Source organism: Gemmatirosa kalamazoonensis, assembly GCF_000522985.1.
In the GTDB taxonomy this organism is placed as follows: domain Bacteria; phylum Gemmatimonadota; class Gemmatimonadetes; order Gemmatimonadales; family Gemmatimonadaceae; genus Gemmatirosa; species Gemmatirosa kalamazoonensis.
Map to the genome: position 1 here is coordinate 943,649 of NZ_CP007128.1, position 22,949 is coordinate 966,597.

General features: G+C 73.8%; 22 protein-coding genes. 6 read left to right on the forward strand and 16 right to left on the reverse strand.

Annotated elements, in window-relative coordinates:
- The first annotated feature begins 102 nt into the window (after nt 1–102).
- On the forward strand, nt 103–1,242 hold the full coding sequence (locus tag J421_RS04150; RefSeq protein WP_201773096.1) for a TIGR03118 family protein: 1,140 nt from the start codon (nt 103–105) through the stop codon (nt 1,240–1,242).
- 216 nt (nt 1,243–1,458) lie between these two features.
- On the forward strand, nt 1,459–1,884 hold the full coding sequence (locus tag J421_RS04155) for a DoxX family protein (protein WP_104023014.1): 426 nt from the start codon (nt 1,459–1,461) through the stop codon (nt 1,882–1,884).
- Nucleotides 1,885–1,896: 12 nt separating this feature from the next.
- Here the strand turns inward: J421_RS04155 and J421_RS04160 are convergent, their stop codons facing one another.
- The 4 genes from J421_RS04160 to J421_RS04175 form a co-directional block, all read right to left on the reverse strand.
- Complete coding sequence (locus J421_RS04160) at nt 1,897–2,427, reverse strand: hypothetical protein (RefSeq protein WP_025409910.1); 531 nt, start codon at nt 2,425–2,427, stop codon at nt 1,897–1,899.
- A gap of 142 nt (nt 2,428–2,569) precedes the next feature.
- Nucleotides 2,570–3,259: an NADPH-dependent FMN reductase gene (locus J421_RS04165; protein ID WP_104022235.1), complete on the reverse strand. Its 690-nt coding sequence runs from the start codon at nt 3,257–3,259 to the stop codon at nt 2,570–2,572.
- A 199-nt stretch (nt 3,260–3,458) separates the two neighbouring features.
- The gene (locus J421_RS04170) at nt 3,459–4,481 is read right to left on the reverse strand and encodes a hypothetical protein (RefSeq protein WP_025409912.1); all 1,023 of its coding nucleotides are present in this window, start codon (nt 4,479–4,481) and stop codon (nt 3,459–3,461) included.
- 155 nt (nt 4,482–4,636) lie between these two features.
- Nucleotides 4,637–5,164 (reverse strand): DUF4142 domain-containing protein, encoded by a 528-nt coding sequence (locus J421_RS04175; protein WP_025409913.1) that lies wholly within the window; start codon nt 5,162–5,164, stop codon nt 4,637–4,639.
- Between the two features lie 151 nt (nt 5,165–5,315).
- Here J421_RS04175 and J421_RS04180 point away from each other — a divergent pair, with 151 nt between their 5' ends.
- Both J421_RS04180 and J421_RS04185 read left to right on the forward strand, forming a co-directional pair.
- Nucleotides 5,316–5,957 (forward strand): helix-turn-helix transcriptional regulator, encoded by a 642-nt coding sequence (locus J421_RS04180; protein ID WP_104022236.1) that lies wholly within the window; start codon nt 5,316–5,318, stop codon nt 5,955–5,957.
- 19 nt (nt 5,958–5,976) lie between these two features.
- Complete coding sequence (locus tag J421_RS04185; RefSeq protein WP_025409915.1) at nt 5,977–7,539, forward strand: FAD-dependent oxidoreductase; 1,563 nt, start codon at nt 5,977–5,979, stop codon at nt 7,537–7,539.
- Here the strand turns inward: J421_RS04185 and J421_RS04190 are convergent.
- From J421_RS04190 to J421_RS04240, 11 genes are all read right to left on the reverse strand, one after another.
- Entirely contained in the window at nt 7,536–8,534 is a 999-nt protein-coding gene (locus tag J421_RS04190) for an HPr kinase/phosphorylase (RefSeq protein WP_025409916.1), read from the reverse strand. The two genes, J421_RS04185 and J421_RS04190, sit on opposite strands and share 4 nt — an antisense overlap.
- Nucleotides 8,531–9,625 (reverse strand): glycosyltransferase family 4 protein, encoded by a 1,095-nt coding sequence (locus J421_RS04195; protein WP_025409917.1) that lies wholly within the window; start codon nt 9,623–9,625, stop codon nt 8,531–8,533. Before J421_RS04195 ends, J421_RS04190 begins: the two co-directional genes overlap by 4 nt.
- Nucleotides 9,622–10,764, reverse strand: a complete 1,143-nt coding sequence (locus J421_RS04200; RefSeq protein WP_025409918.1) for a glycosyltransferase family 4 protein — start codon at nt 10,762–10,764, stop codon at nt 9,622–9,624. The genes J421_RS04195 and J421_RS04200 overlap by 4 nt, the downstream gene beginning before the upstream one ends.
- A gap of 135 nt (nt 10,765–10,899) precedes the next feature.
- Nucleotides 10,900–12,126, reverse strand: coding sequence for an amidohydrolase family protein (locus tag J421_RS04205; RefSeq protein WP_201773097.1), 1,227 nt, complete (start codon nt 12,124–12,126; stop codon nt 10,900–10,902).
- Nucleotides 12,123–13,169 carry a radical SAM protein gene (locus J421_RS04210; RefSeq protein ID WP_104022238.1) on the reverse strand — a complete coding sequence of 349 codons (1,047 nt, stop codon included), beginning with the start codon at nt 13,167–13,169 and terminating at the stop codon, nt 12,123–12,125. The genes J421_RS04205 and J421_RS04210 overlap by 4 nt, the downstream gene beginning before the upstream one ends.
- Complete coding sequence (locus J421_RS04215; protein ID WP_025409921.1) at nt 13,166–13,831, reverse strand: class I SAM-dependent methyltransferase; 666 nt, start codon at nt 13,829–13,831, stop codon at nt 13,166–13,168. The genes J421_RS04210 and J421_RS04215 overlap by 4 nt, the downstream gene beginning before the upstream one ends.
- On the reverse strand, nt 13,828–15,345 hold the full coding sequence (locus J421_RS04220) for a B12-binding domain-containing radical SAM protein (protein ID WP_025409922.1): 1,518 nt from the start codon (nt 15,343–15,345) through the stop codon (nt 13,828–13,830). The genes J421_RS04215 and J421_RS04220 overlap by 4 nt, the downstream gene beginning before the upstream one ends.
- A complete protein-coding gene (locus J421_RS04225; RefSeq protein WP_025409923.1) occupies nt 15,342–16,220 on the reverse strand; it encodes a class I SAM-dependent methyltransferase in 879 nt (292 codons plus the stop codon). Before J421_RS04225 ends, J421_RS04220 begins: the two co-directional genes overlap by 4 nt.
- Nucleotides 16,217–17,119, reverse strand: a complete 903-nt coding sequence (locus J421_RS04230) for a class I SAM-dependent methyltransferase (protein WP_025409924.1) — start codon at nt 17,117–17,119, stop codon at nt 16,217–16,219. Before J421_RS04230 ends, J421_RS04225 begins: the two co-directional genes overlap by 4 nt.
- Before the next feature lie 78 nt (nt 17,120–17,197).
- Nucleotides 17,198–18,595: a B12-binding domain-containing radical SAM protein gene (locus J421_RS04235; RefSeq protein ID WP_104023015.1), complete on the reverse strand. Its 1,398-nt coding sequence runs from the start codon at nt 18,593–18,595 to the stop codon at nt 17,198–17,200.
- 56 nt (nt 18,596–18,651) lie between these two features.
- Complete coding sequence (locus tag J421_RS04240; RefSeq protein ID WP_025409926.1) at nt 18,652–19,914, reverse strand: nucleotidyltransferase family protein; 1,263 nt, start codon at nt 19,912–19,914, stop codon at nt 18,652–18,654.
- 156 nt (nt 19,915–20,070) lie between these two features.
- On the opposite strand from J421_RS04240, the gene J421_RS04245 reads away from it, so the two are divergent.
- The gene (locus J421_RS04245) at nt 20,071–20,697 is read left to right on the forward strand and encodes a sugar transferase (protein ID WP_104023016.1); all 627 of its coding nucleotides are present in this window, start codon (nt 20,071–20,073) and stop codon (nt 20,695–20,697) included.
- Complete coding sequence (locus tag J421_RS04250) at nt 20,697–21,956, forward strand: glycosyltransferase (protein WP_104022242.1); 1,260 nt, start codon at nt 20,697–20,699, stop codon at nt 21,954–21,956. The genes J421_RS04245 and J421_RS04250 overlap by 1 nt, the downstream gene beginning before the upstream one ends.
- A gap of 68 nt (nt 21,957–22,024) precedes the next feature.
- On the opposite strand, the gene J421_RS04255 is transcribed toward J421_RS04250, so the two are convergent.
- Nucleotides 22,025–22,948: a glycosyltransferase gene (locus J421_RS04255; protein ID WP_158508651.1), complete on the reverse strand. Its 924-nt coding sequence runs from the start codon at nt 22,946–22,948 to the stop codon at nt 22,025–22,027.
- Between the last annotated feature and the right edge of the window lies 1 nt (nt 22,949).

Here is a 22,949-nt window from a genome sequence, read left to right on the forward strand (position 1 = left end):
GTGCCCACGCGAGCACGGAGTCCACGTCACAGCAGTTGGACCCACACCGTTCCACAGGGGGAGATCATGTCCCACCTCGCCATCGGCCGACCACGTCCGCTGTTGACCAGGTTCTTGCCGTTGGGGGCGGCACTGTGGCTCGGCGCGTCGGTGGTCGGGGCGCAGCCGAGCCGGTACGCGCAGACGAATCTGACGTCGAACATCCCCGGCCTGGCCCCGAACACCGACCCGGATCTACGGAACCCGTGGGGGATCTCGTTCGGTCCCGCGACGCCGTTCTGGCTCTCCGACAACGGCACGGGGCTGACGACGCTGTACAACGGGTTCGGCGTGAAACAGGGGCTCGTGGTGACGATTCCACCGGCGGCCGGCGCGCCGGCGGGGACGCTCTCGACGCCGACCGGGCAGGTGTTCAACGGCTTCGCGACGAGCAACCCGACGTCGCTCCTCGTGAACGGCAACCCGGCGCGGTTCATCTTCGCCACCGAGGACGGCACCATCAACGGGTGGAACGGCGGCACGACCGCCATCCGGATGGTCGACCTGTCGAGCGCCGGCGCGTCGTACACCGGGCTGGCGATCGGCGCGACGGGTGGGAACCCGTTCCTGTACGCCGCGAACTTCGCCAGCGGCAAGATCGACCCGTTCGACGGCAACTGGAACCCGGCGAGCCTCGGCGGGTCGTTCAACGACCCGAACCTGCCGGCCGGCTACTCGCCGTTCAACGTGCAGAACATCGGCGGGCAGCTGTACGTCGCCTATGCGCTGCTCGACCAGAACACGGGCGACGAGATCCAGGGGGCCGGGCTCGGGATCGTCGACGTGTTCGACACGAACGGCAATCTGCTGCGTCGGCTGATCAACCCGGGCGGCGCGCTGAACGCGCCGTGGGGGTTCGCCCTCGCGCCGGCGAGCTTCGGCGCGTTCGGCGGCTCCCTGCTCGTCGGCAACCTCGGCGACGGGACGATCAACGCGTTCGATCCGACGACCGGCGCGATGCGCGGCACGCTGCTGAACCTCGGCGGCACGCCGCTCGTGAACGACGGGCTGTGGGGGATCGCGTTCGGCAACGCCGGCGTGGGGTTCAACCCGAACGCGCTGTACATCGCGGCCGGGATCAACGACGAGGAGGACGGGCTGTTCGCGCGCATCACCGCGACGCCGGAGCCCTCGAGCGTGGCCCTCGTGGCGACGGGCCTCGGCGCGCTGCTCGCGGCGGCGCGTCGGCGGCGGCGTGCGTAGCGGCGCTGTGCGGCTCGGTGATTGAACCGCAGAGGACGCAGAGGGCCGCAGAGAACTTCAACTGCTTCTAACCGCGGAGGACACGGGGGCCACAGAGGAGAACCCTTTTGTTGGTTTCCTCCGTGTCCTCTGTGCCCTCTGTGGTTCAAGCTCCTGGTGTTCTCTGCGGCCCTCTGCGTCCTCTGCGGCTCACGACCTGAAGTGGAGTTCGACGCCATGAAGCTCTTCCGCACCACGCTCGCGCAGGCCGATCTCGGGCTGTTCATCCTCCGTCTCGCCGCGGGCGGGACGTTCGCCGCGCACGGCGGGCAGAAGCTGTTCGGGTTCGGCATCGCCGGCGTCACGGGCGCGTTCACGCAGATGGGCGCGCCGATGCCGGGCGTGACGGCGCCGATCATCGCCGTGCTGGAGTTCGCCGGCGGGCTCGCGCTCGTCGCGGGGCTGCTCACGCGCCTCGCCGCGCTCGGCCTCATCATCGACATGGCGGGCGCGATCGCGATCGTGCACTACAAGAACGGCTACTTCCTGCCGACAGGCGTGGAGTTCGTGCTGCTGCTGCTCTCGTGCGCGCTCACGCTGCTCGTCGCCGGCCCGGGCGCCTACTCGCTCGATGCGCTCCTCGGGCGGCGCGCGCGGCGCTGACGAGAGCCCGGGTCAGATATGACGTTCGCTCACGCCGATGAGCAGCAGCCGCGCCTCCAGCTCACGCTCTGCGCGACGCATGACCACCTGCAGGCCGCCCCAGTGCACGCGGAGTCGGGCGAGCGCGTAGAGCGGCGGTAGCTCCGCCCCGCCGCGGAGGCGAGCCTCGGACGGCTCGATCATGTCGGCCCGGGCGAGGTTGGTGAGGCGCAGGTCGCGGAGGCGCAGCGCGCCGGGGCGGAAGCCGAGCTGCATCCAGACGTCGGGCGCGAAGACGCGCAGGCTGCCCGGAGCCTCGTTGCCGCTCCGTGCGGTGCGCCCGGCCACGAACGCGGCCGACACGGTCGTCGGATCGAGCGTCGGCCCGGACGCGCGCCGGCCGCGGGTCGGGTCGCAGCGCGCCACGCCCCACACGGCGTCTCGGCCACAGGCGGCCGGAGCGCCTCCGAGGACGAGATCGCCCCACTCGGCGACGGCAGGGCGCAGGGGGGCGGCGAGCAGCAGGAATGCTGCGATCAGCGGCGGCAGCGGTTGCCGACGCATCGGGGTCTCCGGCGTGTCTGGGGGGGCATCGAATGGTCGGGGCCGCTATTATGGGGACATGCGGCGCCGTGCGGAAGAGTCCGCTTTTGCGGACGGCCCGGCCGGGGCGAGCGGGCCGTCAGGTCGTCAAGTCGTCAGGCTCTCAGGTCGCCTCGACCGGGGTGTGCTCGACCCGGTCGGTCGCCGCGTCGGGCTTCTCGCCGAGGAACTCGACCCACTGCTTCTGCAGCGCGCGGTAGTGCTTCGCGGCCTCGACGAGGTCGAGGAAGCACTCGATGGTGCTCTCGAAGCGCTGCTGCAGCGTGGCGTTCGCGATGCGGCCGCTCACGTCGAACGCCTGATGCGCCTGGGCGAGCGAGAACATGTCGGGGTACACGCGCGCACCGAGGTGCTCGAGCGGCACGCGCAGCGACCAGAGGCCGCGGTTGCCGCCGACCATCGACGGCGACGCGGAGAGGAGCAGGCCCTGCCGGCCATTGAACGGCTGCGGGCGGACGCGCGACACCCAGTCGATCACGTTCTTCAGCACCCCGGGCAGCGACGCGTTGTACTCGGGGCTCGCGATGATGAACGCGTCGGCGGTGACGAGGCGCTCGTGCAGCCGCTGCGCGCCGGCCGGGATGGCGCCGGTCGACTCGACGTCGCCGTCGTACGACGGACAGTCGAAGTCGATCATCGCGGCACGGTCGACGACGCCGCCCTTCTCCGCCACGACGGTCGCGGCGAGCGTGGCGAGTCGGTCGTTCAGCGAGTCGCGGCGGAGCGACGCGGCGAACACGAGCACGCGCACCGTGCGGCGGCCCGTCGTCTGATCGGAGGCGGTGTCGGTCATGCCGCACGTTCGGGCAAGGGGCGCGCCGGTGCGCCTTCACAGCTCCACGTACGTGTTTCGTGTAGGACTGAAGAAGGACTGAAGAGAGACTGAAGAAGGACCAAACACAAAGAGTGTTGGTGGTCCTTCTTCAGTCCTCCTTCAGTCCTTCTTCAGTCCCACCAACACACGTACGTGGAGCCATGTACGGAAGCCGCCGCTAACGAGCCGCGACGGTGGGCGGCGCGACGCCCTGCCCGCTCGCGACGACGCGCCAGTCGGGCATCACGACGCGCAGCGCCGCGTTAGGCATGGTGCGCGAGTAGCCGGCCGTGAGCTGCTCGGCGTAGTGCGCGAGATAGAGGTCGAACGGATCGGCGGTGTTCGCGTCGTCGATGAGCAGGTCGGTGTCGCGCATCTCGAGCCGGCCGAAGCGCAGCCGCCCGCCGCGGAAGTAGACGAAGTTCGTCGCCCCGCTGTCGGGACGCACCGTGGTGCCGAAGATGCCGTCCGCGTCGGTGCGCGCGAAGGCGATGTGCATCGCGGTGGAGTCCAGCGTGACGGCCTCCACGCGGCCACGCACGGTGGGCGGCGGCATGATGGCGAGCGGATCGAGCAGCATGTCGTCGCCCTCGACGGCGATGCCGTGCGCGCCCCGCACGTCGAGCAGGTTCTTCAGGTGCAGGCCGAGCGCGTGCATCAGCTTCTCGCCGTCGATGCCGAGCAGGCGGAGCGACGTGGGGTGCACGCGGACGCGCTGGTCGTCGGTGAGCGCGACCGTCGCCTTCATCCGGAACGGCAGGTCGACGCCCTTGTGCAGGATGCCCGACTGCAGGAGCTGGCCGTCGGCGACGCGCACGCGAAGGTTGCGCACGGGCGCGCCGTGGTAGGCGAACACCACCTCGTTCATGAGCGCGCTCAGCGCGTCGCCGTCGAGGCGGATGTTGCCGGAGCTGACCTGGACGACGAACGAGCGTGGATCGTCGAGGACGACGGTGGCGCCGGGCGTCGTGGGGACGGCCTCGCCGCGCAGATCCTCGATCTGCATCACCGCGCTGGCGTCGACGTGGAGGCGCACGTTGCGCATCTCCATCCACAGCTGCTGCGGCGCATCGCGATCGGGGGGCGCGGCGGCGGGCGCGCTCACCGCACCGGCGGGTGGCGTCGCGGCGACGGCGACGACGAGGGCGATCAGCGCGACGCGCGACGCCGGGGACTTCGTGAACGACGACGGTGACGACATGTGACGACGCTTCTCCCGCGAGACGCCTGGTAGTCGGCGTCAGGCGCGAGAATCCTTCCCAATTCTCGTGCCGACGAACGGCCTGAACGGCGGCGGGCCGGAGATCCCGTGACGAGATGCTCCGGCCCGTCGAGCCGTGCAGCGCGCGTCGTGTGCTAGTTGGCCTTCGCGAGGAGGTTCTTCGCCGCGTCGCGGTGCGCCGCGAACGCCGGGGCGACCTTCTGCTCGAGGTCCTTCAGCTCGGCGTTCTTCGTGGACGGCAGCAGCGTCGTGGAGACGGCGTCGATGACGGCCTGGTGGTACGCGACCTCGTGGTCGAGGAACGCCTTGTCGAACGCCTTGCCGTGCAGGCCGCGCAGCGTCTTCATCGCGTCGACGTGCGCCTTGGCGAGCGCGAAGTCCTTCGGCGGCGTGGGCGTGACGTGGAGCTTCGTGGCGAGATCGCGGCCGAGCTGGCGGACCTGCTTGTGATCGCGCGCGAGCATGGCGCCGAAGTCGCGCACTTCCTTGGACGAGCCGCGCTCGGCGGCGAGCTGGCCGGTCTGGATGTCCCAGGTGTTCGCGGCGTCGAAGATGGCGCAGATGGTGGGATCGTCGACCTGCGCGAGGGCGGGGCGCGCGGCGACCGCGGTGCCGGCGACGAGGGCGAGGGCGGCGACGAGGGAGATGGTGCGAGTACGCATGGTCGGTCTCTCGGTATCGGTGATGTCGTAGCGTGAACGTGCTGCAGCTACGACTGGCCGTGACGATCGGATCCATGCGCCTATTTGTCAAGAATATTTTTGACATATTCTGGCGCCCGGTGCTAGCTTGTCTGAGGACACCGGAGGACCGATGCGACGGACGGACGAGCGAGGTGCGGTGAGCACGCGGGCGCGGCTGGTCGCGCTGCTGCGACGCGGACGGCGGAGCGTCGAGGAGCTGGCGGCGGCGCTCGGCCTCACCGACAACGCGGTGCGCGCGCAGCTGCAGACGCTGCAGCGCGAGGGGATCGCGCGCGCGGCGGAGCAGCGGCGCGACGGGAGCGTGGGCAAGCCGGCGACGCTCTACGACATCGAGCCGGCCGCGGAGCCGGCGTTCTCGCGCGCGTACGCGCCGGTGCTCACGGCGCTGCTGGCCGAGCTGCGCAAGCGCGGCGACGCGGGCGACGTGGAGGTGCTGCTGCGGCGCGTCGGACGCGACCTCGCGGCGGAGGCGGCGTCGGGCCCGACCGCGCGACCGGAGGTGCGCGCGCGGCGCGCGCTGGCGGTGCTCTCGGCGCTCGGCGGCGAGGCGGATCTCGAGCGCACGCCCGACGGCTTCGCGATCCGCGGCCACGGCTGCCCGCTGTCGGCGGCGGTGTGCGTGGAGCCGAACGTGTGCGCGGCGGTCGAGGAGCTCGTGGGCGCGGTGGCGGGCGCGCCGGTGCGCGAGCACTGCGACCGCACGGGTGAGAGGCCGCGGTGCAGCTTCCACATCGCCGTACCCGCTGCCTAACGACCAACGACGAACGAGCATGAGCGACACGACCGAGCTGAGTGGGCCGGATCTCGCGGCGGGGATCGCGGAGACGGATCTCGCCGACGGGGCGATGATAGGCGGGCACTCGGCGGGGAAGCCGGTGGTGCTCGTGCGGCGCGGCGAGGAGTTTTTCGCGATCGGCGGACAGTGCACGCACTACGGCGGACCGCTGGCCGAGGGGATCCTGCAGGGCGACACGGTGCGGTGCCCGTGGCACCACGCGTGCTTCGACGTGCGCACCGGCGAGGCGACGTGCGCGCCGGCGCTCAACCCGGTGGCGCGGTGGGAGGTGGAGCGGCGCGACGGGCGCGTGGTGGTACGGCGCGAGCTCCCGACGGCGGACGGCGCGACGCCGTTAGGCACCACACCGGCGCCCGATGCCGCGGTGCGCGCGATCGTCATCGTCGGCGCGGGAGCGGCGGGCGAGGCGGCCGTGGAGATGCTGCGCCGCCGAGGCTACGACGGCACGCTCACGCTCGTCGGCGCCGACGAGTCGGTGCCGTACGACCGGCCGAACCTGTCGAAGGACTACCTCGCCGGCAACGCGCCCGAGGAGTGGATCCCGCTGCGCGGCGAGGAGTTCTACGCCGAGCACCGGATCGAGCTGCTGCGCGGGAGACGCGCGACCGGGATGGACGTCGCCGGGCGCCGCGTGCTGCTCGACGACGGCCGCGCGCTGCCGTACGACCGGCTGCTGCTCGCGACCGGCGCGGACCCGGTGCGGCTGACGATCCCGGGCGCCGACCTCGCGCACGTGCACTACCTGCGCACGCTCGCCGACAGCCGCGCGATCATCGCCGCCGCGGAGCGGTCGCATCGCGCGGTGGTGATGGGCGCGAGCTTCATCGGCCTCGAGGTGGCGGCCTCGCTGCGGACGCGCGGGCTGGAGGTGCACGTCGTGGCGCCCGACGAGCGGCCGCTCGCCCGCGTGCTGGGCACCGAGGTGGGCGACTGGATCCGCGCGCTGCACGAGTCGCACGGCGTGACGTTCCATCTCGGCCGCACGGCGACGCGCGTCGACGCCGACCGCGTGACGCTCGACGACGGCGCGACGATCGACGCGGACCTCGTGGCGATCGGCGTCGGCGTGCGGCCGGCGCTCGCGCTCGCGGAGAGCGCCGGGCTCCGGCTCGACCGCGGCGTGATGGTGGACGCGTACCTCGAGACGAGCGTGCCGGGCATCTACGCGGCGGGCGACATCGCGCGCTACCCGGACGCGCGCACGGGCGAGGCGATCCGCGTCGAGCACTGGGTGGTGGCGGAGCGGCTCGGCCAGACCGCGGCGCGCAACATGTTGGGCGCGCGCGAGCGGTTCGCGGACGTGCCCTTCTTCTGGAGCGCGCACTACGACAAGGTGGTCAACTACGTCGGACACGCCGAACGGTGGGACGCGGTGGAGGTGCACGGCGACCTCGCGGCGGGCGACGCGGCGGTGGCGTACCGGCTCGGCGGGCGCGTGCTCGCGGTGGCGACGGTGGGTCGCGACCGCGCCGCGCTCGAGGCGGACGCGGCGATGGCGCGCGGCGACGACGCGGCGCTGGAGGCGGCGATCCGTTAGGCGCCGAGCATCGCCTTCAACAGCGGCAGCGCGTCGTGCGGATCGTCGGACAGCGTGAGCCGCCACCCGCCGTCGCCGGCGAGGTCGCGCGCGACGGCCTCGTGACGCGCGGGGAAGCGGTCGAAGCCGGGATCGACGCCGTGGCGGAGCGCGTCGACGATCGCGTCGCGCGGCAGCCGCTCGAGCGCGACGCGCGGGCCGCGGGCGAGCAGGCACACGACCGCGTGGCGCGCCGCGTCGAGCGCGCGCGTGACGCCCAGCTCCACGGCGAGCTTCTCCTTGCCGCCGACGACGGACGTGGTGCCGACGGTCGCGACCTCGGGGAAGTGGCGCACGGTGTCCGCCGTGAGCCGCGCCTGACCGGGCCATCCCCACACGCGCAGCGCCGGCTCGCGCTGCACCCACACGCGGTCGTCGCCGAGCACGTCGAGCCCCGAGGCGTGCGCGAGGTAGGCGAGCGTGCTCTTGCCGCTGCCGCTCGGTCCCGCGAGCAGCACCGCGCGGCCGCCGCGCGCGACGCCGGCGGCATGGATCGGGTGGCGGTCGCGGTGAGCGAGCAGCGCGAGCGTGATCGCCTCGAGCATGGCGGCGCGGAAGTGCGGGCGGTCGGCGGCGAGCGTGGTGGTGACGTAGGCGACGCTCTCGCCGCGCTCCGGGTCCGCGACGGCGACGCTCCCCGGCGACTGCACGAGGATGCGCGCGCCGTCGGGGCAGACGTGGCGCACGGGCGCGCGGCCGGCGACGTGCTCGGTGCCCTCGTGCACGACGACGCGGACGCGCACCTCGGGCGCGCCGCGCGGTGCGTCCACCGACGTGCCCAACGCGCGCCACACGCCGAACGCCTCGGTCGCGACGCCGAGCACGTACGCGCTGTTCGTCTCGAAGCGCGTCGTGATGCCGAGCACCGGAAGCATCGTCGTGTGGGCGAGACTCGGCGCGCGCAGCAGCGGGTCCGCCGTGGGGACGAAGTCGACGAGCGCCATGTCGGCGGTCACAGCGCGGCGTAGATGCGCTCGAACGCCGCGGCAGTCGCATCGGCGTCCATGCCTAACGCGAGGCGCTGCGCGGCGACAGCGAGCGCGAGCCGGCGCGGCTCGTCGTCGAGCAGCGCGGCGGTCTCGCGGGCGAGCGCGTCGGCGTCGCCCACCGGCACGGCGACCGCGGCATCCGGCGCCCACTCGGCGACGTGTCCCACCGCGGTGCCCACGGTCGGCACGCCGGCGACCGCCGCCTCGAGCACGACGAGCGGCCCCGCCTCGTGGCGCGACGAGACGAGCAGCAGGTCGGCCTCGTCGACGAGCGTGCGGAGCGCGTCGCGGCCGAGCGGGCCGTGCCAGCGCACGATGTCTCCCAGCCATGCGGCGTCGGCGGAGCGGCGCAGCGCGCCACCGGTGGTGTCGCGGCCGACGATGTCGAGCGTGAAGCGCGCGCCGGCCTCGCGCAGGCGCCGCGCGGCGGCGAGGAGCATCGCCTGGTCCTTCACCGGCCGCAGGTCGCCGACGTGGAGCAGCCGCGCGGGACGTGCCCGATCGCGCGGGCGCAGCGGCGCGGCCGGCCACCGGTCGACGGCGACGCCTAACGGCACGCGCTCGGCGCGCACGCCGCGCGCGGCGGCGAGCCGCTGCATGTGCGGCGTGGCGACGGTGACGCGCGACGCGCCCGCCGCCGCGACGGCGGCGCCGGCGCGGCCGACGAGCGTGCACCGCATGCCGTAGCCGATGTCGCGCATCGCCACGTGCTCGCCGCCGGACGGGCTGTAGACGACGGGCAGCCGGTGACGCCAGCCGAGCAGCGCCGCGTACGCGCCGGCCCAGCCGAAGAACGCGTGCACGACGTCGAAGCGCGCCACGGCGTGCTGCGCGCCGAAGCACGCGAGCAGCCGGCGCAGCTTGCGCGGCGCCGAGCCGACGTCGTGCACGCGAGCGCCGAGCAGATCCCACTCGCCCGGCGCGTCGTCCTGGCCGAGCGCGAAGACGTGCACGTCGTGCCGCCGCGCGAGACGCTCGAGGAGCCACAGCCGCGCCGGGATGACCCGGTCGGTGCCGCTGCGGTCGACGCCGCCCGGGAGCACGAGGGCGAGCCTCATGCGCGGGCGACGGACTCGTACGCGGTGCGCAGCTCGCGCCCCACGGCGTCGAACGTGAGCGCATCCTCGAAGCGCGCGCGCGCGGCCCGGCGCAGCGGCTCGCGCGCGCGAGCGGCCCACGCGACCATCGCGGCAGCGAGCGCGGTCGCGTCGCCGACGGGTGTCAGCGAGCCCGCGTCGCCGACGATGCGGCGCGCGGCGGGGATGTCGGTGACGAGCGGCGCGGTGCCGCACGCGAGCGCCTCGAGCAGCGAGTAGCCGCTGCCCTCGCGGTGGCTCGCCTGCACGAAGAAGTCGGCGGCGCGGAAGCGCAGCTCCATCTCCGCGTGCGGCCGCCTGCCCAACAGCCGCACGTGCCCGCGCAGCGCGGGCGATCGCACGACGCGGCGTCGCACGGCGTCGAGCAGCGGTGCGTGGCCGAAGCAGCACCACAGCCGCGCCTCGGGGAGCTCACGCAGCGCGCGCTCGAACGCGTCGAGCACGGTGAGCGGGTCCTTGTTCGCGTCGAGCCGTCCGGTCCACAGCAGGCACGGGTCGCCGAACATGCCGGTGGCTCGGCGCGCCTCGTCGCGGTCGCCGGGGGTGAACGCCGTGGAGCTCTCGAGCACCTCGAACACCGGGACGTCGCCGCGCAGCGCGCCCGCGTCGACGAACGGCGCGGCCTGCTCGCGCGCGGTGAACGCGACGCCGACGACCGGCGCGTAGGCCCACCGCCAGGCGTGCCGGCGCCACCCGTCGGGCGGGACGGACCCATGATCCTGCACGAGCACGGGGATGCCGCCTAACGAGTCAGCGAGCCGGCGCGCCGCGAGCGGATGGTTCAATCCGTGCACGTGCACGACGTCGGGCGCCAGCTCGGCGACGCGCCGGAGGATGCGCGCGGGGCGCCGCGCGACGCTCGCGCCACCCGGCAGCCGCACGGGCGGGTGATGGCCGTCGTCGAGGAAGTGATACGCGACGCCGCCGATCGCCACCGACTCGTCGCGATGCGCGGCCTGCACGACGCTGACGTCGATCCCGGCGCGTGAGGCGGCACCGGCGACGGCCGACAGCGTGGGCCACGCGCGCAGCAGCGACGCCGCCGGCCGTCGCTCGGCGTCGGCGTGAAAGCCCACCTGCACCACGCGCAGCGCGCTCATCGGACAGGACGCGTCGACAGGAGCAACAGGAGCCGTTCTCTCTCGACAGGATGAACAGGACGGACAGGATGAGAACCAACACCAAAGGCCTTGCACGTGTTGTTGGTTCTCATCCTGTCCGTCCTGTTCATCCTGTCAAAACGAATAGGACCGGTCATCCTGTCGCTCCAGCACGAGCCCGGGCTCGAGCCCGAGCACGTCGGGCGGCAGCGCGGTGCGCGCGACGAGCTTCGGTCGGCCGTCGACGACGATGCGCGCCGTCTCGACGCCGCAGTGCGCGAACCAGTCCGCGAAATCGGGATCCGCGAGGACCGGCGCGCCGTCGCGCACGACCGCACGCACCGTGTCGCGCCGCGCGCAGAGCAGCGCCTCGTACGGATCGAGCCCCGCGCGCAGGATCACGCAGTCGCCGACCGCGCCGGGACGCAGCGTGCCGCGGTCGCCGAGGCGCAGCACGCGCGCAGCGCCGGTGGTGACGAGGCGCAGCAGCTCGGCCGGCGACAGATCGCTGTGCGCGCGCGCGACGCGAAGCTCGTCGAGCAGGTCGCGGGCGCCGGTGAGCCGCGAGTCCGTCCCGAGGGCGAGGCGGCCGGCGTCGAACAGTCGGCGCACCGCGCGCGCCTCGATCGTGCGGCCGAGCAGCTCGAGGTTGCTCGCGGGGCACCAGACGACCGCCGCGCCGCGCGCGACGATGCGCTCGACGTCGGCGTCCGTGAGGCCGACGCCGTGGACGAGCACCGCGTTCGACGTGAGGCAGCCCAACGCGTCGAGCCGCGCGCACTCGCCGCGCGACTCGGCATCGGTGCCCTCGGCGAGGTGCACGATCCACGGCCGGTCGGCGGGCGTGGCGGCGTGGCTCTCGCGCAGCGGCGGCCCGTAGCGCGGCGGCGCGTCGCCTAACGGGTGGCCGAGGCCCAACGAGTGCGCCCAGCCGAGGCCGCGCGGCACGACGACCGGGAACGTGGGGTCGTCGAGCACCGGGTGATGCGGGTCGTGGTGGGCGACGGTGGTGGCGCCGGCGAGCAGGTTCTTCAGCGCGCCCTGCCAGTGACGCGCGGGCTTCGGCACCGCGACCGCGGCGACGACGTCCACGAGCCGCCGGTGCGCGGCGAACGCGTCGATCCACTCGTAGCTGCTCGCGAACGGCGCGTCGTGCGGCAGCGGTCGCACGCCGTTGAGCTGCAGGTGGTCGTGCGCGTTGATGAGCCCCGGGAAGACGACGTGGCCGGTGAGGTCGATGCGGAACGCGCTCGGATCGCCCGTGCGCGCGACGCGTCCGTCGACGAGCGCGAGCGGCGCGTCGACGATCATGCCGCCGTGGGCGAGCCGCGCGCCCTCGAGGACCGTGCTCGGCGCGCTCACGGGCGGAGGGAGAGCGTGCACACGCAGCGGCGGCAGATCTCGTCGCGGCGCGTGTCGAGCCCGCGGCGCCATGCGACGACCTCCGCGGAGTTGAGCACCGCGCCCAGGCCGCCCGCCGCGTGCACGTTGCCTAACGGCGGCTGGAAGAAGCAGGGGCGCACCGTGCCGTCGGCCTCGATCACGCTGGACACCCACGGCGCGTTGCACTCGTTCGGCGCGAACTCGTCGCGGCCGAGGAGCGCGGCGTAGTACTGCAGCAGCCGCCGCCGCAGCTTCGCCGGCGGCTCGGCGACGAAGCCCGTCGCGAAATCGGCGGCATGCTCGCGCTCGAGCGCGTCGAGCTCCGCGGCGAGCCGCGGCAGGTCGTCGGCGTCGAGCGCGACCCGCGCGACACGCGCGTCGTCCCAGCCGTCGGGCCGGTTGAACGCGTCGCTCGTGACGTCGGCGGCGAGGAAGCTCACGCGGTCGAGGCCCAACGCTCGCGCGGCGTCGACCGTCGCGCCGAGGTACGCGTAGTTCGCGCGCTGCACGGTGCACCGCGCGGTCACCTGGACGCGCGCATCGGCCGCCTTCACCGCGGCGACCCCCTCGGCGAGCCGCTCGTACGCGCGGGGCACGTTGCGGACCGCGTCGTGCACCGGCTGCGGACCGTCGAGGCTCACGACGACGTCGTCGCAGCGGCGCACGAGCTCCGCGGCGTGGCGGCGCAGCAGCAGCCCGGTGCTGAGGAGCGTGATGCCGATGCCGGCGGCGCGCAGCCGATCGCACAGCTCCCACAGCCGCGAGTGGAGCAGCGCCTCGCCGCCGCTCAACACCACGCGCTCGACGCCGAGCGCGCGCCACTCCGCGGTCCATCGCGCGACGTCGTCGGCCGAGAGCTCGGCGCGCGTGGTGTCGCGCCAGATGTCGCACATCACGCAGCGGCAGTTGCAGCGGCTGTGCGGGAACAGGATGAGGATGGGCAGCCGCGTGATGGGATCGAGGCGCGGCAGCGGCGTGGCGAGCGTGTGGCCCGGTGTCGGGCGCGGCGCGAGCGTGGTCATCGCGCGTGCCTCCGGAACGCGAGCGCGAGGACGAGCGGCAGCCCGCGCTGCTCGGCGAAGCGATCGAGCCTGCCGGCGGCGGCGTACAGCGGCTCGACGCTCGCGTCGACGACGGCGCGCCGGTGGGCGGCGAGCGCGAGACCGGCATGCGAGGCGGCCTCGACGTGCGCGTGCGCGGCGTGGACGTGGTGCTCGAGCTCCTGCACCGTGCCCGATGCGTCGCGGAACGTGCGCCGATGTCCCGCCGCCGCCGCCTCCGCGGCGAGGTCGGTGACGACGACCGTGCCGCCCGGCACGCAGACGCGCGCGAGCTCCGCGTACGCCGCGTCGAGCTCGCGCAGGTGCCCGACGACGAGCCGACACCACACCACGTCGAACGATGCGTCCGCGAGCGGGAGCGCGCGCACGTCGCCCGCGGCCAGCGCGAGCTGCGCGGGTGCGATGGCGAGCATCTCGGGCGTGACGTCGACGCCCACGACCGTCGCCGCGTCGGCGTCGTGCAACCGGCGGCCCGTGCCACACCCGACGTCGAGCAGCCGGCGGCGCGCGGTCGGGACGCCTAACGCCTCGACGGCACGCCGCTCGAGGAAGCTGACGACGGTCTCGGCCTCGTAGCTCGGCGCCCACAGGCGGTAGCCCTCGCGGGCGGGCAGCGTGCTCACGTCGCCGTCGCCGGAGAGGGCACGCGCAGGTGACCGTATGCCTGACGGTCGTCGGGAGTGCGCTGCGCCCAGCGGCGCACGCGGCGCAGCAGCGCGGGATCGCCGTAGTCGGCCCGCGCCCAGCGGCGCCGCGCGAGCAGGCTGCCCAACGCCTTGCCCCACCCCGCGGTGCGGCTGTCGTGCACCGACGGGAAGCGGCTCTTCAGCACGAGCTCGAAGTCCTCGACGCGCGCCTTCAGCGAGCGGTCGAGCCACGGCACGAGCGGGTCCTCGTGCGTCATCCACGCCACCCACTCCGGCGACGTCCATTCCTCCAGCGTGTCCGGCGTCCCGGCGAGCGCGTCGACGTCGCCGTAGGTGCCGCGGCGCTGCGGCGTCGGCGTGTAGAAGTACGTGATGAGCTCCATCGACGGGTTCACGCGCTTCAGCGTGCGCACGAACGTCAGCGTGTTCTCGATCTCACGCGCCGGCTCGTCGGGATCGCCGAAGACGAACGAGAACTCGGGGACGATGCCGTGCGCCCGCGCGCGCGCCGCGACCTCGACGATCTGCGCGGTGGTCGTCCCCTTGTTCATCCGCCGCAGGACGTCGTCGGACCCGGATTCGGCGCCGCAGAACACCATCGTGAGGCCGGAGCGCTTCAGCAGCCGCCACGTGTCGTCGGACAGGCGGAGCAACGCGTCGACGCGCGCCTCGCACCACCAGCGGATGCCTAACGGGATCAGGCGCTCGGCCAGCTCGCGCGCGTGGTCCTCGCGGACGATGAAGTTGTTGTCGTAGAAGTGCACGGAGTCCATCCCGTGCTCGCGGACGAGAGACGCGAGGTGCTCGGCGGTGCGCGCCGGCGCCTGCTGCCGCTCGCGGCTGCCGTAGACGGAGATGACGCCGCAGAACTTGCAGCCGTACGGGCAGCCGATCGACGCTTGGTACACGCCGGAGCGACGGCCGAGGAACGTGGGGTGCAGGTAGTCGGCGACGCGGATCTTGTGATACGGCGGCGCGGGCAGCTCGTCGGGCCCCTTCCACCTCCGCTCCGCGCCGAGCACGTGCGACCCATCGGCATCGCGGAACGAGAGCCCCGCCACGGTGCGCGGGTCGCGTGTCCCATCGAGCACGCGGAGCAGCTCGACGAACGTCTCCTCGCCCTGCCCGCGCACCAGCCAGTCGACGTACGGCGCGTTCAGCACGGGCGTGGGATAGAGGCTGCCGAAGTTGCCGCCCCACACGATCGGCAGGTCGGGATGGCGCGCCTTCAGCGCCCGCGCGAGCGGCACCGCGCTGACGAGCTGCGGCCCCGGCATGACGGTCATCGCGACGGCGCGCACGGGATCCGCCGTGCCGGCCTGCCGGTCGACGCGCGCGCACACGTCGCCTAACGGATCCGCGTCGGGGAGGTTGCCGTCGACGATCTCCCACGTCGTCCCCTCGGGGAGCGCCGCACCGACGGCCATGATCGAGAGCGGGAAGCGGCGGTTCTTGGGCCGCGTCGCCCGCGGGTTGACGAACAGGATCACGCGTGGGCCTCCCAGAGGTCGAAACGCGACGGCGCGCGCCGACCGCGCAGCCGAGCGACGTACGGACGGAGCTCGTACCAGAGCGGGTAGCGTACGCGCCGGCGGCGCCACGTCAGGCCCAGCGCGGCCGACGCGTGCGCCAGGCGCTCCGCGGTGAGGTACTCGATCGCCGGCACCGCCATCAGCGCCGCGGCGCGGTCGCCGAAGCGCTCGGCGGCGTGCCCGCGCTTCTCGGCCACCATCGCCGCGCCATCGGCATCGCGCCGATAGAACGGCGAGTCGAGCACCACGACGCGGCCGCCCGGGCGCACGACACGCCGCGCCTCGCGCAGCACCGCGGCGAGATCGGTGGCGTAGTGCACCGACGCGTTGAACACGACGACGTCGAACGTGCCGGCAGCGACCGGCAACGCGTCGAACGACGCGGCGACACGCGCGAACCCGCCGTCAGCCCGCTCGAGGTACGGCGCGGCGGCACCGAGCCCGTCGACGGCGTCGTCGCGGAGGTCGAGGGCGACGCACTCGCAGCCGGCCATCGCGGCGCGCCACGACAGCCAGCCGTTGCCGGCGCCGAGGTCGAGCAGGCGAAGCGATCCTCGACGCTCCCCGCTCCGCGCTCCACGCTCGGCATGGTCTCCGGACCGAGTGAGCGTGGAGCGTGGAGCGTGGAGCGTGGAGGCGCCCAGCATGGGAAGCAGCACGCGGCGCATGAACGCCTCGTACGTGCGCGCGCGCACCGCCCACTGGTGCGCGAGTTGAGACGAGTCGTCCGCGAGGTACGGCAGCGCGAGCAGCGTGGCCCGGTCGTACGCGCGTCCCTCGCTCGCGCGGTGCGCGGCGTAGGCGGCGCGGAAGTCGGCGAGCGCGCTCGTCACGCGGCCGTCTCCGTGCGCACGAAGTCGTACAGCACGTGATCGCCGAGCGCGGCGAGTGGGCGCGAGACCACGCGGTCCGCCGCCTCGAGCGCGCCGAGCAACCGCGGGTGGCGCGAGATCCACGGCTCGGCGGCACTCGGCGGCACGCAGACACCGATGCCGCGCCGCGCGACGGGCCTGAACCACGGCGCGAGCGCGCGCACGAGGTCCGCGCCGCGGTGGTAGCGCACGCTGAAGTCGTGGCCGCCGAGTCGCGCCGGCACGTCGCCGCGCGCGAGACGGCGGAACGCGGCGCGCGCGTCGCCGCGCGCGAGCTGCACGACCCACTCGCCGACGGCGAGCGTGCCGAAGACGACGAGCAGCGCGCGGCCGCCGGGTCGCACGAGCCGCGCGAGCCCGAGCCCGACGGCGGCGAGGTCGGTCACGCAGTTCAGCGCCGCGAAGTTCGAGAACGCGCCGTCGAGCGACCCGCTCGCGTGCAGCTCGGAAAGCTCGGGGAGCCGCTCGGCCGGGGCGATCGTCGGCTCGGGCATGCCTAACGGCACGAGCTTCGCCGCCGCCTCGCGCACCATCGCCGGCGACGGGTCGGTGAGCAGCACGGTGCGGCCCCGTCGCGCGAGCCACGCCGCGTCCTCGCCCGTGCCGCCGCCCAGCTCCAGCACGCGCGCGCCGACGGGGAACGCGTCGAGCAGCGCGGCGCGCACGGCGCGGCGCTGGGCGGCGACGCTGAGCCACGCCCCGAAGCGCGCGTCGAACCGCGGCGCGACCGCGTCGAACGCCGCAGCGGCCGGTGACAGGAGCCCGACAGGATGCGGTGGCTCTGCGTTCTGGACAGGATGAACAGGACGGACAGGATGAGAACCAACAACGAAGGCACTGCACGTGTTGTTGGTTCTCATCCTGTCCGTCCTGTTCATCCTGTCGAAAAGAACCGCAGGGGCCTCCTGTCCATCACGCACCGCATCCTGTCGCATCGCTCAGCGCCCCACGACGAGCGGCTCGGCGGAGCGGTGCGCTACCTCGTCGCGTGCCAGCGAGGCCCATCGCCCGTCGTCGCGCGCGCCGGTTCGCACCTCGTGATGCAGCGCGTCGCGCACGCGGCGGTAGAACGGCGTCGTGTACGTGCCGTGGAACAGCATCGCGAGGTCGTCGGTGTGCCGCCAGTTCTGGCGGCGACCGAGCTCGTCGCGCACGCGTGCGTGGAACTTCGTGCCCGGCAGCGGATAGGCGACCGACACGCCGACGTCGTCGGGGCGCTCGTCGCGCACGAGGTCGCGCGTCGCGAGCAGATCCGCCCACGTCTCCGACGGGTAGCCGAGCTGCAGGAACCACGCGGCGCGCACGCCGTGCGTCTTCAGCGCCCGGGTCGCGGCGCGCACCTCGTCGACGGTGGTGCCCTTGTCCATCGCGTCGAGGATCCCCTGCGACCCCGACTCGACGCCGATCCACACTTCCTCCGCACCAGCGCGGGCGAGCGCCGAGGCGACGTCGGGCGTCAGCAGGTCGGCGCGGCACTGGATGGTGAACGGCGTGCGCGCGCCGCGGTCGGCGACGGCGTCGGCGAAGCGGGCGATCCACGACGCCGTTAGGCCGAAGATGTCGTCGGCGAACCAGACGTGGTCGGGGCGCACCGTCGCGCGCAGGCGCGCGAGCTCCTCGGCCACGAGCTCCGGCGCGCGCTGCACGTAGCGGCGGCCGAAGATCGGCTTCGCGCACCAGTTGCAGCCGAACGGGCAGCCGCGCGACGTCACCATGTTCCACGAGAAGCGGCCGTGCGCGTCGCGCCACGCGTGCCGATACGTCTCGACGTCGACCAGGTCCCATGCCGGGAACGGCAGCGCGTCGAGGTCGCGCACCGACGGCGCGCCCGCCGTGTACGCGACGCCACCGGCGCCGTCGGCGAGCGCGAGTCCCGCGAGGTCGACGAGCGACGCATCGGCGTCGTCGCGCCACGCGTCGGCGAGCGCGAGGAAGGTGGCGTCGGCCTCGCCGGGAAGCACGGCGTGCGCACCGGCGTCGAGGTAGCGCGCGGGGTGGTCGGTGGCGTCGGATCCGTTCACCGCGACGCGGCACCCGCGCGCCCGCGCCGCGCGCACCATGGCGAGCGTCGCCTCGCGGGAGCGCTCGGTGCACATCTTCGTGAGGTAGTTGAAGTTGTCCTCCAGGATGCCGACCACCGCGGGGCGCGTCGCGTCGAGCCGCGCGACGAACGCGTCGACGTCGTCGGCGAGCGTGGCGTCGAACAGCGCGACGCGATGCCCGCGCTCACGCAGCGCGGCGGCGACGAGCAGCGTCGCGAGCGGTGGATAGGGCTTCATCCGGGCGCGCTGCTTGGGGTCGTGCCGGAGGAAGAACGAGCTGGCGAGGAGGATCATCGAGGCGCGGCGGGAGATGTCCCCGTAGTCGCCGCGGCTCCCCTCCGTATTCCGGCTCAGCGCCGCTCGTCCGGCGCCGAGAGCGAGAGCGCGCCCGCGCGGATGCGGCGCCAGCGCACGCGCCAGCCGACGGCCGCGTCGCCCGGGCGGGTGACGGCGGCGGGCCACATGGTGCGAAGGAAGCGCTGCGCGAGCGCCACGGGGCCGCGGTCCCACATGAGCTGCCGCAGGACGCCGCGCGCGTCGAGCGCACCGCCGGCCGGTGTTAGGCGCGTGACGGTGTGGCGCGCCGCCCACGTCGACGCGCGGCGCCCGAGGGCGAGGACGCGCGGATCGACGGTGTCCGGCGCGAGGTCCTCGACCAGCGCGAGCGCCGGCCAGGCGAAGCGCGCCAGGCGCGTGCGGCGCATGAGGTCGAGCACCGCGTCCCAGTCGAGCCGTCCGCTCGCGCGGTCGGCGCGGATCACGCGCGCGAGCTCGTAGAGGCGCAGCAGGCGGCTGCCGTCGAGCTCCTGCGAGCCGTGACACGCGAGCGTGAGGAGGAGCAGCGGCTCGTCGAGCGCACGCAGCGGCCGACCGGCGACGGGGAACGGGATCGTGCCGCCGTTCGGGAGGTGCGGGCGTACGCCGTCGACGCGCGCCACCGCACCGGGATGATGCCGGCGATCGAGCGACGCGTGCACCTCGAGGATCCATCGACTCTCGGCGTGCCACAGCTCGACGGAGTGGTAGCGCGGATCGACGTCGTCGCGGATCCAGTCGCGCTTGTACGGGCGGTGCGCGTCGCCGTCGGGGCGGTAGCGCGCATCGCGCAGCACCGCCTCGACGTCGGCCACGCGGTCGCGGGGCACGAGCACGTCGACGTCGGCCATGCGCCGCACGGCCGGCTCCTCGAAGTACGCGCGCGCGGTGTGGAACCCCTTCAGCAGCACGGGCGTCACGCCGGCGCCGAGCAGCGCGTCGAGCGCCGGCATCACCTCGCGCTCGATGCGCGCGTGGCGACGGCGTGCGTGGTCGAGGTGGCGCGCGAGCCGGTCGCGCACCGCGGGCGCCGCGTCCACCACGCCATCCTCGATCCATCGGCCGACGACGGGCCCCATGCCGGTCGTGTGGCCCGCGATCGCGAGCGCCGCCGCGTCGCACCGCCCATCGACGACGATCGTGCGCTCGCCGGCGAGCACGAGGCGGGTCACGCGCTGCAGCTCGCGCGCGGCCTCCACGCGCGCACGCTCGGTCACGCCTGGCCACAGCGCGGCGGGGTCTCGCGTCCGCGCGAACTCGGCGAGCCGTCGTTGGACCTCGGCGACGTCGTCGGTCATGTCGGTGGGGTGGAATAATCGCTCCGCCCAGTGGGACATCGCTGCTGAGTCCCTTTATTCCTCGCGGAGGGTCGTCTGGCCGAGAACGAGATCACCGTCGCCCCGGTAGGCGTCGACGGATCCGTGCTGTCGTGGCGACAGCGGGCAGCGTACACGATGTCGCCGACGCTCGCGCTGCACCATGCGGCCGCGAAGCGGTGCGTCGATCTGCTCGGCGCGCTCGTGGCGCTCGTGCTCGTGGCGCCGCTGCTCGCCGTGCTCGCGCTGCTCGTGAAGCTCGACTCGCCGGGCCCCGTGCTGTTCGTGCAGACGCGCGTGGGGCGCGGCGGGCGGACGTTCCGCATGCTGAAGGTGCGCACGATGCGCGTCGGCGCCGACGCGGAGAAGGCGACGCTCGCGGCGCTGAACCAGAGCGACGACGCGCGGCTGTTCAAGATCCCGTCGGATCCGCGCGTGACGACGGTGGGCCGCGTGCTCCGCCGGTGGAGCCTGGACGAGCTGCCGCAGCTGTGGAACGTCGTCGCGGGTCACATGTCGCTCGTCGGACCGCGTCCGTTCTTCGAGTCGGATCTCGACGACTACGAGGCGCACCACTTCCGTCGGCTCGCGGTGAAGCCGGGGATCACGGGACTGTGGCAGGTGAGCGGCCGGAGCGACATCCTCGACTTCGAGGACGTCGTGCGGCTCGACCGTCACTACATCGAGCACTGGTCGCTCGCGCTCGACCTGCAGATCCTCGCGCGGACGCTGCCGGTGGTGATGTCGCGGTCGGGAGCCTATTGATGGCGAGCACGTTGTCGGGACTCGGGACTCGGGACTCGGGACTCGGGACTCGGGAACTGCTCCCCCACGAGTCCCGAGTCCCGAGTCCCGAGTCCCGAGTCCCGAAGGCGGCCCGACTGCGCATCGGGATGTTCGGCCTGCGCGGCCTGCGTCCCGACCTCGAGATCACCGGCTTCGAGACCGCGTTCGCGGAGATCGCGCCGCGGCTCGTTCGGCGTGGGCACCGCGTGACGATCTACTGCCGCGCCGGCGCGCACTCCGCGGCGCGGCGCGTGCCGCGCGAGGACGGCGTGGAGCTGCGGTACGTGCCGTCGCCGGGCGGGAAGAACCTCGCCGCCGTGGGCTCGACGCTGCTCGCCGTGCTGCACGCGATGGCGCGGCGCGAGTTCGACGTGTGGTTCTTCGTCAACGTGGGGCTCGGTCACCACGCCGCGCTCGCGCGGCTGGCCGGCGCGCCGGTGGTGATGAACGTGGACGGCCTCGATTGGACGCGCGGCAAGTGGGGCCCGATGGCGCGCGCGTACTTCCGCTCCGCCGCGCGCGCCGCGGTGCGCTCGTGCACCGCGCTCGTGACGGACGCGGACGCGATGCGCGCATACTACCTCGAGCACATGGGGCGCGACTCGACGATGATCGCGTACGGCGCGGACATCGAGCGCGCGCGCCGGCCGGAGCTCATCGCGCCGTTCGGCGTGATGCCGCGCGGCTATTACCTCGTCGTGAGCCGCCTCATCCCGGAGAACTCGCTCGACGTCATGCTCGACGGGTTCCGACGCTCGCGCACGTCGCGCCGGCTGCTCGTCGTCGGCGGCGCGAGCTACCGCGACGCGTTCCACGCGCGACTGCGCGCGCTCGCCGAGCGCGACGAGCGCATCCAGCTCGTCGGGCACGTGTCGGATCAGGCGGTGCTGCGCGAGCTGTGGTGCAACTGCTACGCGTACCTGCACGGCCACTCGGTGGGCGGCACGAACCCGGCGCTGCTGCGCGCGATGGGGTGCGGGGCCAGCGTGCTCGCCCTGGACACGGTATTCAACCGCGAGGTGCTGGCGGACACGGGACGGTTCTTCGCGCGCGACGCGCGGGCCGTGGCGGCGCTGCTCGACGCGGTGGATTCGGATGCCGAGGGGGCGATGCGGCTCGGCGAGGCGGCGCGGGCGCGGGCGGCGAGCCGCTACACGTGGGACGGGGTCACGGCGCAGTACGAGCGGCTGTTCACAGAGGCAGTGAATGATGCGGCGGCGCTGATACGGCGGCGCTGATACCGCGCGTTGTCAGCGCCGCGTTTTCAGTGCCGAAGGTTCAGCGCCGCCTCATCAGCGCCGCCGCATCAGCGCCGCCGCATCGGCCCTCCCACGCCTAACACCGCATCCACCGCCCCCCGCCCCACCGCCCCCACCGCGCTCCAGTCCCCCGCGCGCGCGGCGACCGCGGCGTACCGCGCCACCACGTTCACGGCCAGCATCGGGCCGAGCACCGGCCAGTGGTACCACCGCGCGTGCCGCGCCACCACGCGCAGCAGGTTGCGCGTGTTGAGGTAGAAGCGGAGCGCCTGCCCCCCCGCGCGCCGGTGGCTCGAGCCCTCGTGGTGCCACACGAGCGCGTCCGGCACGTAGCGGATGCGGCGTCCCGCGCGGCGCAGGCGCAGCGACAGATCGAGGTCTTCCGCGTACGCGAACAGCGACGCGTCGAACGGATCGCCGCGCACCGCGTCCAGGCGCACGAGCAGCGCGCAGCCGCTCGCGAACGCGAGGTCGCGTCGCGTGCGCCAGCCGCGCGCCGCGCGCCGACGGAAGCCCACGTGCACCGGCCGGCCGCGCCACGGCGAGAAGCGCCCGCCGCCGAACCACAGCCGCTCCGGGTCGTCGCCGAAGAAGATCCGCGGCGTGGCGAGCGCGATCTCGGCGTCGGACGCCGCTTCCTCGACGAGCCGCCGCACGCAACCCGGGTCGAGCTCCGTGTCGCTGTTGAGCAGCAGCGCCCAGCGCGCGCCCGCCGCGCGCGCGAGACCCACGCCGGCGTTGTTGCCTCCCGTGTAGCCGTCGTTCACGTCGCGCGCGCACACGGTCACCGCCGGCTCGGTGCCGAACGCGGCGCGCAGTCGCGCCACGCTGTCGTCGCCGGACGCGTTGTCGACGACGATCACGCGCGGCGGCCCGCCCTCCGAGCGCAGCACCGACTCCACGCACGCCACCGTGAGCGCCGGCGTGCGGTAGTTCACGACGACGACGGCGACGTCGGACACGTTGGTCACC

What these genes read in the sequence shown, in the direction of transcription:
- J421_RS04155 (WP_104023014.1), top strand. Translation starts at nt 1,459, where the DNA reads ATGAAGCTCTTCCGCACCACGCTCGCGCAGGCCGATCTCGGGCTGTTC.
- J421_RS04160 (WP_025409910.1), bottom strand. Translation starts at nt 2,427, where the DNA reads ATGCGTCGGCAACCGCTGCCGCCGCTGATCGCAGCATTCCTGCTGCTC.
- J421_RS04165 (WP_104022235.1), bottom strand. Translation starts at nt 3,259, where the DNA reads ATGACCGACACCGCCTCCGATCAGACGACGGGCCGCCGCACGGTGCGC.
- J421_RS04170 (WP_025409912.1), bottom strand. Translation starts at nt 4,481, where the DNA reads ATGTCGTCACCGTCGTCGTTCACGAAGTCCCCGGCGTCGCGCGTCGCG.
- J421_RS04175 (WP_025409913.1), bottom strand. Translation starts at nt 5,164, where the DNA reads ATGCGTACTCGCACCATCTCCCTCGTCGCCGCCCTCGCCCTCGTCGCC.
- J421_RS04180 (WP_104022236.1), top strand. Translation starts at nt 5,316, where the DNA reads ATGCGACGGACGGACGAGCGAGGTGCGGTGAGCACGCGGGCGCGGCTG.
- J421_RS04185 (WP_025409915.1), top strand. Translation starts at nt 5,977, where the DNA reads ATGAGCGACACGACCGAGCTGAGTGGGCCGGATCTCGCGGCGGGGATC.
- J421_RS04195 (WP_025409917.1), bottom strand. Translation starts at nt 9,625, where the DNA reads ATGAGGCTCGCCCTCGTGCTCCCGGGCGGCGTCGACCGCAGCGGCACC.
- J421_RS04200 (WP_025409918.1), bottom strand. Translation starts at nt 10,764, where the DNA reads ATGAGCGCGCTGCGCGTGGTGCAGGTGGGCTTTCACGCCGACGCCGAG.
- J421_RS04210 (WP_104022238.1), bottom strand. Translation starts at nt 13,169, where the DNA reads ATGACCACGCTCGCGCCGCGCCCGACACCGGGCCACACGCTCGCCACG.
- J421_RS04230 (WP_025409924.1), bottom strand. Translation starts at nt 17,119, where the DNA reads ATGAGAACCAACAACACGTGCAGTGCCTTCGTTGTTGGTTCTCATCCT.
- J421_RS04235 (WP_104023015.1), bottom strand. Translation starts at nt 18,595, where the DNA reads ATGATCCTCCTCGCCAGCTCGTTCTTCCTCCGGCACGACCCCAAGCAG.
- J421_RS04240 (WP_025409926.1), bottom strand. Translation starts at nt 19,914, where the DNA reads ATGACCGACGACGTCGCCGAGGTCCAACGACGGCTCGCCGAGTTCGCG.
- J421_RS04245 (WP_104023016.1), top strand. Translation starts at nt 20,071, where the DNA reads ATGTCGCCGACGCTCGCGCTGCACCATGCGGCCGCGAAGCGGTGCGTC.
- J421_RS04250 (WP_104022242.1), top strand. Translation starts at nt 20,697, where the DNA reads ATGGCGAGCACGTTGTCGGGACTCGGGACTCGGGACTCGGGACTCGGG.